Source organism: Kribbella sp. (assembly GCF_035687465.1).
Lineage (GTDB): Bacteria > Actinomycetota > Actinomycetes > Propionibacteriales > Kribbellaceae > Kribbella.
Genome location: NZ_DASRXP010000638.1, coordinates 1 through 10839, shown reverse-complemented (window position 1 = coordinate 10839; position 10839 = coordinate 1). Strand labels below are relative to the sequence as shown.

General features: G+C 67.1%; 9 protein-coding genes. 2 read left to right on the top strand and 7 right to left on the bottom strand.

Features of this window, described 5'->3' with window-relative positions; all coding sequences use genetic code 11:
* On the top strand, window positions 1-303 hold a 303-nt coding region (locus VFG33_RS34100; protein ID WP_325057130.1), incomplete at its 5' end, for an ATP-binding cassette domain-containing protein.
* Window positions 304-423: 120 nt separating this feature from the next.
* Complete coding sequence (locus VFG33_RS34095) at window positions 424-4197, top strand: endo-alpha-N-acetylgalactosaminidase family protein (protein ID WP_325057129.1); 3774 nt, start codon at window positions 424-426, stop codon at window positions 4195-4197.
* Window positions 4198-4258: 61 nt separating this feature from the next.
* On the opposite strand, the gene VFG33_RS34090 is transcribed toward VFG33_RS34095, so the two are convergent.
* The 7 genes from VFG33_RS34090 to hppD all read right to left on the bottom strand — a co-directional run bounded on the left by VFG33_RS34090 (window position 4259) and on the right by hppD (window position 10792).
* Window positions 4259-4687 carry a hypothetical protein gene (locus tag VFG33_RS34090; RefSeq protein ID WP_325057128.1) on the bottom strand — a complete coding sequence of 143 codons (429 nt, stop codon included), beginning with the start codon at window positions 4685-4687 and terminating at the stop codon, window positions 4259-4261.
* 80 nt (window positions 4688-4767) lie between these two features.
* Window positions 4768-6012 (bottom strand): HAMP domain-containing sensor histidine kinase, encoded by a 1245-nt coding sequence (locus VFG33_RS34085; protein ID WP_325057127.1) that lies wholly within the window; start codon window positions 6010-6012, stop codon window positions 4768-4770.
* Between the two features lies 1 nt (window position 6013).
* Complete coding sequence (gene cseB, locus VFG33_RS34080; protein ID WP_325057126.1) at window positions 6014-6712, bottom strand: two-component system response regulator CseB; 699 nt, start codon at window positions 6710-6712, stop codon at window positions 6014-6016.
* 6 nt (window positions 6713-6718) lie between these two features.
* Entirely contained in the window at window positions 6719-7333 is a 615-nt protein-coding gene (locus VFG33_RS34075) for a hypothetical protein (protein ID WP_325057125.1), read from the bottom strand.
* A 147-nt stretch (window positions 7334-7480) separates the two neighbouring features.
* Entirely contained in the window at window positions 7481-8854 is a 1374-nt protein-coding gene (locus VFG33_RS34070; RefSeq protein ID WP_325057124.1) for an FAD-binding oxidoreductase, read from the bottom strand.
* Window positions 8855-8896: 42 nt separating this feature from the next.
* On the bottom strand, window positions 8897-9367 hold the full coding sequence (locus VFG33_RS34065; protein WP_325057123.1) for a hypothetical protein: 471 nt from the start codon (window positions 9365-9367) through the stop codon (window positions 8897-8899).
* A gap of 222 nt (window positions 9368-9589) precedes the next feature.
* On the bottom strand, window positions 9590-10792 hold the full coding sequence (gene hppD / locus VFG33_RS34060; protein ID WP_325057131.1) for a 4-hydroxyphenylpyruvate dioxygenase: 1203 nt from the start codon (window positions 10790-10792) through the stop codon (window positions 9590-9592).
* Window positions 10793-10839: the final 47 nt, after the last annotated feature.

The following is a 10839-nucleotide window of genomic DNA, read 5'->3' as shown; positions in this document are numbered from 1 at the left end:
TTGCTGGACGGGATGTTGCTGGACCGGAGCGGAATCGACCCGCGTACCAGGCTCGGCGTCGACGGACGCAACCTGTCAGGCGGTGAGCAGCGCCGCCTGCACCTCGCCCGCGCCGTCGCCACCCAACCGGACGTCCTGCTCATCGACGAACCGACCACTGGCCTGGACACCAACACCGCCACCGCCGTACTCCGTGCCGTCCGTCACCGACTCCCCCACACGGTCCTGGTCCTGGCTATGCATGAACTACCGGCCGACCCAGCAGCCCTCGGCACCGGCTGGTCCACGCTCTCGCTCGACTGAAGCCAAGCCGAACAGAAATCGCGCCGATTCTGTTCATAAGTGTTTGTTTCTCTTGACTACTGCTCGCTCTTGCGCACAGAATCCGGACGACACCCCCTTCCGTCCCCCAGGAGTGCGCTCGTGATTCCCATCCGCCCAGCGGCTGTGACCGCCGCTTTCGCCCTGATCGGCGGCCTGCTGCTGGCCACACCGGTCACCACCGCCCAGGCAGCTCCCGACGCGTTGACGCTGCGCTCGAAGGACCTCGTCGTCACCGTCGGCTCCGACTTCCCTCGCGTCATCCGGTACGCCGATGTCGCGTCCGGGCAGTCCCTCGGAGGTCAGCCGGACGCGATCTCCACGATCACCGTGAACGGCACCGCCCAGACGGCCCGACTGACCGGTGATCCGGTGGTGAGCGCGGACGGCGGCAAGGCGTCGTACAAGCTGGCCTTCGATGCGTTGCCCGGGGTAGAACTGGACGCCAGCCTGGCCGTGACCGGCCGGGTGACCACCTTCCGGATCGACGCCGTCCGGGACACTGAGACCAGCCGGGTCAACACGATCGACATCCCTGACCACGACCTGGTGTCCGTCGCCGGCACTGATGCCGGAGCGACCACCGCCTTCACCACGCTGGATCCGGATTCCACCCGGACCGCCGACAAGATCACCCCGGTGACGCCATCGACCGCGGCTGACGCTGCGCCCGTCGGAGCGGCGTACGCGTTCGTCAACACGAGCGGTCTGGCCGCCGGGATCGAATCGAACTCGGTGTACGACAAGCCGGCCGGGCAGTCCGTCGACGATGGCGCGCGGTTCTGGCACCAGGCCCGGAAGGCGGCCGACGGGTCCACCCGGGTCGGTGTCTGGAGCGGCCAGTGGACCTACCGCGGCGACACGTCGCCGTACACGGAGCCGTTGCCGTGGGCAAAGGTCGTGGTGACGCCGGACGCGAACAGCGACAGAACGGTCGACTGGCAGGACGGCGCGATCGCGTTCCGCTCGATCATGGTCGAGCCGCAGGGTGGCGACCAGGTGAAGGACCGGGTGGTCACACACATCCCGTTCAACTTCGCCAGCCAGGCGACGCATCCGTTCCTGCGCACGCTCGACGACGTCAAGCGGATCTCACTCGCCACCGACGGACTCGGGCAACTGGCGCTGTTGAAGGGCTACGGCTCGGAGGGCCACGACTCGGCCCACCCGGACTACGGCGGCAACTACAACACCCGCGCCGGTGGACTGACCGACCTGAACACCCTGCTGAAGAAGGGCAAGTCCTGGAACGCCGCCTTCGGCGTCCACGTGAACGCGACCGAGTCGTACCCGGAGGCGAACGCGTTCAGCGAGGACCTGGTCGACAAGGCGAGCAAGGGCTGGAACTGGCTGAACCAGAGCTACTACATCAAGCAACGCCCCGACCTTGCCTCCGGCAACATCGTCAAGCGGTTCCAGCAACTCCGGGACGAGACCGACGACAACCTGCAAGAGCTCTACATCGACGTCTACTACCAGTCCGGCTGGCTCGCTGACAGCCTGTCCAGGCAGCTGGCCGGCCAGGGCTGGCAGATCGCCACCGAGTGGGCCGACCGGTTCGAGCGCAACTCGCTGTGGTCGCACTGGGCGAACGACCTGGACTACGGCGGAGCCACCAACAAGGGGCTGAACTCCCAGATCATCCGGTTCGTCCGCAACCACGAGAAGGACGTCTGGAACGCCGACCCGATCCTCGGCCAGGCCTCCTTGGTCGAGTTCGAGGGCTGGACCGGCGAGACCGACTGGAACGCCTTCTACGCCAACATCTGGCAGCACAACCTGCCGGCCAAGTTCCTCCAGCAACAGCGGATCACCGACTGGAACCCGAACCAGATCAGCTTCACCGGCGGCGTCCGCGGCGCGGTCGAGAACGGCAAGCGCAGCCTGTACGTCGGTTCCGCGAAGGTGCTCGACGGCAACAAGTACTTGCTCCCGTGGGACGGCGACAAGCTCTACCACTACAACCCCGAGGGTGGCCCGACCACCTGGCGCGTCCCGGCTCCGCTGACAGGAACCAACAAGTTCACCGTCTACAGGCTCACCGACACCGGCCGGGTGAAGGTGACCACAGCTCCGGTCCGCAACGGCGTCATCACACTCGACGCCGAGCCAGGTCAGCCGTACGTGCTCTACCCCGACAAGGCTCCTCAACAGCGGGCCGCTCAGTGGGGCGAGGGATCGCACCTGAAGGACCCCGGCTTCAACGCAGGCGACTTGAAGGAGTGGAACACGAGCGGCGGCGCAACGATCGACAAACTGGAGAACGGCCAGCAGGTCGCCACACTCGGATCCCGGCAGACTTCTCTGCGGCAGCGCATCACCGGGCTCACCCCTGGCCGCACCTACAGCGCATCCGCCTGGATCGAGGTCGAGCCGGGCAAGTCGCGTGCGACCACCCTGGATGTTGACGGCAAGAAGGTGAGTGTCACCAGGTCGACGGCTAAGAACCGGGTCGCGGCCGATGACAAGCACGACCTCTACTACCAACGTGCTCGCGTCCTCTTCGTGGCCAAGGGCAACAGGGCGAACCTGACGATCGGCGCTGCCGCGGGCTCTGCCCAGGTGCGGATCGACGACGTCCGGGTCGTCGAAACCAAACGCCCTGCCGCCGGGCTGGTCGACGACTTCGAGAACGTCGATCAGGGCTGGGGGCCGTTCGTGAAGGGCGATGCCGGAGGTACGACCGACCCACGGACCAGTCTGGCCAAGAAGCACGCGCCGTACACGCAGGCCGGCTGGAACGGCAAACTGGTCGACGACGTGCTCGACGGCGACTGGTCGCTCAAGTCGCACGAGGAGAACGAGGGTCTCGTCTACCGGACCGCGCCCTGGACCGTCGACTTCAAGCCAGGGCACAAGTACAAGGTCAGCTTCGACTACGAGAGCGGCCAGGCCGGGCAGTACAGCTGGGTGCAGGGTGTCGACCGGCCGGGTTCCGTCGAGGTGAAGTCGACGCCGATCGGTGCGCAGCGGACGAAGACGACCTTCGACCAGGAGTTCGTGGCCGGCTGCGGAGGCGACTACTGGGTCGGACTCCGCAAGCTCTCCTCCGGCGGCGACCAGGCCGACTTCGTGATGGACGACTTCGCCGTCACCGACCTGGGCGCCTCGAACGAGGCCGCCGACTGTACTTCGCTCGCGCTGTCCGGGGCCGGTCTCAACGGCATGGTCTCGGGCGAGGCGAACACCGTGGTCAGCACCTTCACGAACAACGACACAGTGGCGGCCAAGGACATCACTCTCGCGCTGACAGCACCGGAAGGTTGGACCGTCGAGGCAGCTACTCCGGCGACCCACCCAACAGTTGCTGCCGGCACCAGTGTCACGACCGAGTGGTCTGTTACCCCGCCAGCAGGAGCTCCGGCCGGGAAGTACGTGCTCACGGCAACAGGTGGTGCGGCCAGCACCTCAGCCGAGGCGACCCTGCTGCCACCGGGGATCGTCCCGCAGTCGCGGATCAAGGTGGCTGAAGTGAGCAGCGAGGATGTAGCGACGGACGGTGCCGCGACGGAGGCGCTGGACGGAAACCCCAGCACACTTTGGCATTCCGCGTGGTCGGAGGTTCCGACGCCGGCGACCTACCCGCATCACATCACCCTGGATCTCGGCAGCACGTACGCCGTGGACGGGTTCAGCTACCTGCCCAGGCAGAGCGGCACGAACGGGATGTTCAAGGGCTACGAGATCTATGTCAGTGCCGACGGGCAGGACTGGGGTGCGCCGGTGAAGACCGGTGAGTTCCCCAACTCCCGCGAAACGCAGCGGGTGGACTTCACCGCCAAGCCTGGTCGCTTCCTGAAGTTCGTCGGGACGAGTTCACTCAACGGCGCCGTCTTCGGTTCCGCTGCTGAGCTGAACGTCTACGGGACCAGATAGCACGACAGCGGCGCCATCCCCCGCCCCGGAGGTGGCGCCGCTGCCGTGGTTCAGGAGAACGTCACTTGGTGACGTTGACGCTGACGGCCGCGCTGGCCGCCTTGCCGGTGACGACGCGGAACTTGTTCACGCCGACGCGGCCGCTCTTCACCCACACCGAGTAGGTCGCCTTGCTGGTCACCTTGGTGGTGGCCGGGAAGTTGACCCACTTGCCGTTCTGCAGCCGCTGCACCTGAACCGTGGTGCCCGCCTTGATCCCGGTGGTCTTACCGGTCAGTGAGACCTTGGACCACGCCTTCGCGGTGGTCTTGTCGGCCTTGATGGTGGCGGTCGGCGCGGCGGCGACGGTGCTCACCGAGGTGGTGCCGGTGCCGGAGGTCGAAGCGGCGCTGGCCTGCAGAGCGCCGGCGACACCGACCGCTCCGGCGGCGAGCGTGACCCCTGCGACGGCGGCGACGGAACGGCGGACCAACTGAGAACGAACGCGCATGATTCTGGTTTCCCCTCGTATGTAAGGGTTCTGGCGAACCCGACGTGAGAGGAGACGCCGCGTCGGAGGGATTAGTTGTGTTACGACTCCGTCTCGGGACTATCGGGCAACACCAGTCGCGCACAGGCACCACCGCCGGGTGCCGTGCCGAAGGTCAGCTCGGCGCCGAGCACCTTCGCATGCCCGGCCGCGATGGTCAGGCCGAGACCGTGGCCGACCCCTCGCTCGGCCATTCCGGACCGGAACCGACGGGGGCCCTCGGCAATCAGTTCCTCCGGATAACCGTTGCCATGATCCACTACCTCGATCGTCCGGCCCTGCACCGTGACCTCGATCGGCGGCCGCCCGTGCCGCAGTCCGTTCACGATCAGGTTGGCCAGGATCCGCTCGATCCGGCGCGAATCGGTGGACACCGCCTCCTCCGGACCGACCCGGTGCACCACCACGCTGTCCGGCGCGAGCGACTGCTGCATCCGCAACCGGCCGACCGCGGAGCCGACGAAGGCGCCGAGGCCGACATGCTCCAGGTCCGCCTGCTCGACGCCGGAGTCGAACCGGGCGATCTCCAGCAGGTCCTCCACCAGCCTTCTGAGCACCTTCGCGCGGTCGCGGACCAGCTCACTGGGTCGTCCGGGCGGCAGCAGCTCGGCAGCCGTCAACAGCCCTGTCACCGGTGTCCGCAGATCGTGGGCGACGTCAGCGGTGAACCGACGCTCCGCCTCGAGTTGGCCCCGCAGCGAACTGGCCATCGTGTCCAGCGCCGTCGCTAGCGACTGCACCTCGTCCCGGCCCTTACCGACCGCGTGAGCCGCTGAGGCATCGAGCTCCCCAGCGGCGATGCGTCGCGCAGTACCGGCCACTGCGACGATCCGGCGGGACAGGCTGCCGGCCGCGACCACACTGACCAGGGCAACCAACGCGACGGTGCCGATGCCGCCCAGGATCAGCGCCCGGCGCAGCGCGTTCATCGAGGGATCGTTGGGGGCATAGCCCTGGGCGATCGACAGGACCTTGCCGTCCTCGACCCTCGCGGCGGCCCACATCTGCCGGTTCGGCGAACCCGTCACGAAGGTGGCCACCTTGCCTGCCGTCACGACCTCGCGCAGGTCCGGCGGCAGGTCCGGGTCGTCCAGCCGGGAGCCGAACAGCGTCACCCCGTTGGTGTTGTAGCTCTCCGCGGCCAACTGGATCCGCTCGCTGGCGAAACCCCGGGTCCGGTCCAGTCGCGACGACTGGGCCTGCGTGTAAACCGCCACGCAGAGCACCAGGATCGCGAACGAGGAAACGAGCAGGAAGATCAGGCCTAGCTTGCTGCGAAGACCCACTTCAAGCCCGCAGCTTGTATCCGAATCCGCGAACGGTCTCGATCCGATCGGCGCCGATCTTGGTCCGGAGCCGTTGGAGGTGGACGTCGACCAGCCGGCCGTCGCCGCCCCACTCGTAGTCCCAGACCCGTTGCAGCAGCGTGGACCGGCTGAGCACGACGCCCGGGTTGTTCGCGAACTCGATCAGCAGCTTGAGCTCGGTCGGGGTGAGTTGCACGGTCGTGCCGCCACGCCGTACCTCCAGCGCCTCGCGATCGAGCTCCAGGTCGCCGAACGACTCGACAGTCGCTCCGCTGGTGGGAGCCGGCCGCTCGGGATCGACGACCGCCCGCCGCATCACGGCCCGCAGCCGGGCAACCAGGACCTGGGTGTCGAAGGGCTTCGTGACGTAGTCGTCCGCCCCCGCCTCCAGCCCCAGTACGACGTCCAGCGCGTCGCCGCGGGCGGACACCATCACGATCGGGACCGTGCTGCTCTCCCGGATCCGGCGGCAGACGGAGATGCCGTCCAGACCGGGCAGCATGATGTCCAGCATCACCGCGTCCGGATGGATCTTCTCGAATCTCTCGATCGCCTCCAGGCCGTCCTCGGCCGTAGTGACGTCGTACCCATGGCGTTCTAGGGTCAACTGGGTCGCCTCACGGATCACCGCGTCGTCCTCGACCATCAGGATGCGCGCTGCCGGTTCTTCCGGTACCACCGAAGTTCAGTCTCCCTTTTGGTCCCGCGAACTGACCTTGATCATCTGTCGACCGTTCCAACGGTAGACCTCGACCCGAGTTACAGATGGGCAGCAAACAGGGTCGTCGCCCTGGAATATCCCGGACTCTACGACCAGGTCACCCTGTTGGCCGGGATTGACCTTCAACTTGTCTGCCTTCACACCCCAGATCCGCCGCGGACCGGATGGTTCCAACTCCATCAGCACGGCCCCGTAGACGAAGCTGTCCACGGTGTGGATCATCACCACGAGCTGCGGGGCGGCGGAGCGCATCACGTTCACGGTGGGGCCGCGGGACAGGCATCGGTCGATGACCGTGCACTTGGCCAGCACGACCCGGAAGAAGCCTTCCAGGTTCTTGTCCGCGAGCAGGCTCAGCCGGACCTGCGCGAGGCTGACCGTGACCGGCGTCACCGGCGTGGTGGGCGTGGCCGGCTTTCGCTGGTCGGGGCCGGCGAAGTTCGTGGAGGGCTTGTCGGACGGCGTGGCCGGGGTGGACGGTACCTCGGCGCCCTCGACCCGCAGGCCGCCGCTGTTCGCACAGCCGGTCAGCGCCAGGAGGGCCACCAGGGCGATCGGCAGCAGCTGCCTAGCTCGCATGGGTGACCTCCCTCGCCTCAACTTCTCCCCCGATGATTCAGACAACTACCTTCCATAGTGCTGGTCCGACGTCACAACCGACGGCCGTGTACGTCGAATGGCCTCGGCAGTTCCGTTGCGGTTGAATCACAGAAGATGAAATAACCCTCACGTCACGACCTTGCCCGGATTCATGATGTTTTCCGGGTCCAGCGCGGCCTTGATCGCCCGGTGCACCGAGACCGCGACCGGACCGATCTCCTGGACCAGCCAGTCCCGTTTCAGCACCCCGACGCCGTGTTCCCCGGTGATGGTGCCGCCCAGCTCGAGACCGATCTCCATGATCCGGTCGAACGCGACCTGGGCCCGGCGGGCCTGCTCGGGATCGGCCGCGTCGAAGACCACGGTCGGGTGCATGTTGCCGTCACCGGCGTGCCCGAGGACGCCGACGGTGATGTCCACCTCGGCCGCGACCTGCTCGATCGCCCCGATGAAGTCCGCCAGCCTGGATCTGGGCACGCAGACGTCGTCGATCATCGTCGTGCCGAGCTGTTCGAGCGCGATCAGCGCGGACCGGCGGGCCTCGAGCAACAGCTCGCCCTCGGCCGGGTCCTCCGCCTCGATGCACTCGATCGCGCTGTACTGGCGGCAGATCTTCGCCACCATCGCGACGTCGGCCGCTCCCGCCTCGCCGCCCGCGTCGGACTGCGCGATCAGCATCGCCGCGGCCTCGGTCGGCAGGTCCATCCGCTTGTAGCTGTTCACCGCCTTGATGGTGGTGCGATCCATGATCTCCAGCAGGCTCAGCGACACGCCGCTGCGGATGATCTCGATGATCGCCTCGCCCGCTGCCACGCCGGAGTCGAACAGCGCCGCCATCGTGCGCGGCCGGGCCGCTTCCGGGCGGAGCGACAGGGTCGCCTCGGTAATGATGCCGAGGGTGCCCTCACTGCCCACGAGGAGCTTGGTGAGGTCGTACCCGGCGACCCCCTTGACCGTACGACGGCCTGTTCGGAGTACCTGACCATCCGCGAGGACGACCTCGAGGCCCAGCACGTAGTCCGTCGTGACCCCGTACTTCACGCAGCACAGGCCGCCCGAGTTCGTCGACAGGTTGCCGCCGATCGAGCAGAACTCCCAGCTGGAGGGATCCGGCGGGTAGAACAACCCCTGCTCGGCGACCGCGCGGGACAGCACCGCGTTGTACACGCCGGGCTGCGTCACGACGTACCGGTCGACCGGCTCGATGGCCAGGATCCGGTCCATCTTCTCCAAGGAGATGACGATGCAGCCGTCCAGCGCATTGGCCGCGCCGGACAGGCCGGAGCGCGCGCCCTGCGGCACGACGGGCACACCGGCCGCGGCGGCGATCCGCACCGCCGCCTGGACGTGCGCCGTCTCCCGCGCAAGCACCACCGCGATCGGCTGCCCGGCCGGGCAGAACATCGCCCGGTCGAACCGGTAACTCTCCATCCGGTCCGGGTCCGTGACCAGCGCCTCCGGCGGCAACGCCTCCCGAAGACGATCGACTACCTCACTCATAACTTGTGAGCCTAGGCGGTTACTTGCCGGTCGGCAGGGTGATCAGCGGGTTCGGGAGGTTCTGTTGTCCGAGATCTGGGACCAGCCGGCGCCGTAGTCGTGGAACTCCTTGGCGACGGCAACGAAGGTGGCCCTGGTGTCGAGCGACTTCACCTTCGGTGTGCGGCAGGTCCGCTGCCCTGCCACGACCGCACCGGTACCGCCACTGCTGTCGCAGGTGAGCGTCCGGCCGTCGTTGGAACCGCCGTACTGGATCAGGTAGGCGGTGGTCATCGCATACCTGGGCAGCCGTGAGTCCATCGTCACCTCGGCCCAGTACTGCGAACAACTGTCCCGGATCAACCGGATGTCGCCCCAGCCCGGCGGCTTGTCCTCCCGGTAGATCTGAGCTGACGAGATCGTTCTTGCACCCGGGCAGTTGGCCTCTTCGACGGCCTGAGCCGGTGTCGCCAGAGCGATCGCACCTGCTCCGGCCAGGCCCGCGGTGCTGAGCAGAATGCCCAGTGTCTTCATCGGAAACCCTTCCTGAGCGCACGCCCCGACGCGCACTCATGGGGCAGAGTACGCGAACCGCTCCTGACCCGACAGTCAATCCGGTAATCGGACGACGACACGCCGTGTGGTTCCACCCCTCACGCATCCTTCGGTCCCACTTCGCCCTTGCCGGAGACGTCGGTGACACAGACGACGTCTCCCGGTAAGGGCGAAGTGGGACCGAAGGATGCGAGAGGGGGCTCAGAGATTGCCGCGGCGGTCCTGTTCGCGTTCGATCGCCTCGAAGAGGGCTTTGAAGTTGCCTTTGCCGAAGCCGAGCGAGCCGTGCCGCTCGATCAGCTCGTAGAACACCGTGGGACGGTCGCCGATCGGCTTGGTGAAGATCTGCAGCAGATAGCCGTCCTCGTCCCGGTCGACCAGGATCTTGCGCTGCTCGAGCTCCTCGATCGACACCCGGACATTGCCGATCCGGGCCCGCAGTTCCGGGTCCTGATAGTACGAGTCGGGCGTGTCGAGGAACTCGATGCCATTGGCGCGCATGATGTCGACGGTACGCAGGATGTCGTTCGTGGCCAGCGCGATGTGCTGCGGGCCAGGTCCGTCGTAGAACTCCAGGAACTCGTCGATCTGCGACTTCTTCTTCGCGATGGCCGGCTCGTTCAGCGGGAACTTGACCCGGTGGTTGCCGTTGGCCACCACCTTGCTCATCAGCGCGGAGTAGTCGGTGGCGATGTCGTCACCGACGAACTCCGCCATGTTCACGAAGCCCATCACCTTGTTGTAGAACGTCACCCACTCGTCCATCCGGCCGAGCTCGACGTTGCCGACCACGTGGTCGACGGCCTGGAAGAGCCGCTTCGGGTGCCCCTCCGGCCGGACCACGGTGGTCTGCGCCGCGACGAACCCAGGCAGGTACGGCCCGTCGTACCGGCTGCGGTCGATCAGCGTGTGCCGGGTGTCGCCGTACGCCGCGATCGCGGCCCGGCGGATCGTGCCGTGCTCGTCGGACACGTCGGTCGGCTCCTCGAGCACGGTGGCACCCATCGCGCGAGCGTGCTTGATGCACTTGTCGACGTCCGGGACCTCGAGCGCGATGTCGGACACGCCGTCGCCGTGCTTGCGGTGGTGGTCGTTCAGCGGGCTGGCCGGCCGGACGCCGCCGCTGATGACGAACCGGGCCGAGCCGGCCTTCAGGACGAACGACTTGGCGTCCTTGTCGCCGGTCTCCGGGCCGGAGTACGCGACCAGGTCCATGCCGAAGGCGAGCTGGTAGAACTTCGCGGTCTGGGTGGCGTTGCCGACCACGAACACCACGGCGTCCATCGAGGTGACCGGGAACGGATCGGTGCTCTCGTCGTACGGCACCAGGCCGACGAGCTGCTTGAGCTGCTCGAGGTCGAGATCGGCGTCGAGCTCTGCGGGGGTGAGGTCGGTGCTGGTCATCGGGATCCTCCCGGTCGGGGTGTCAGCTTGGAGCTGAGCCTCGCGGT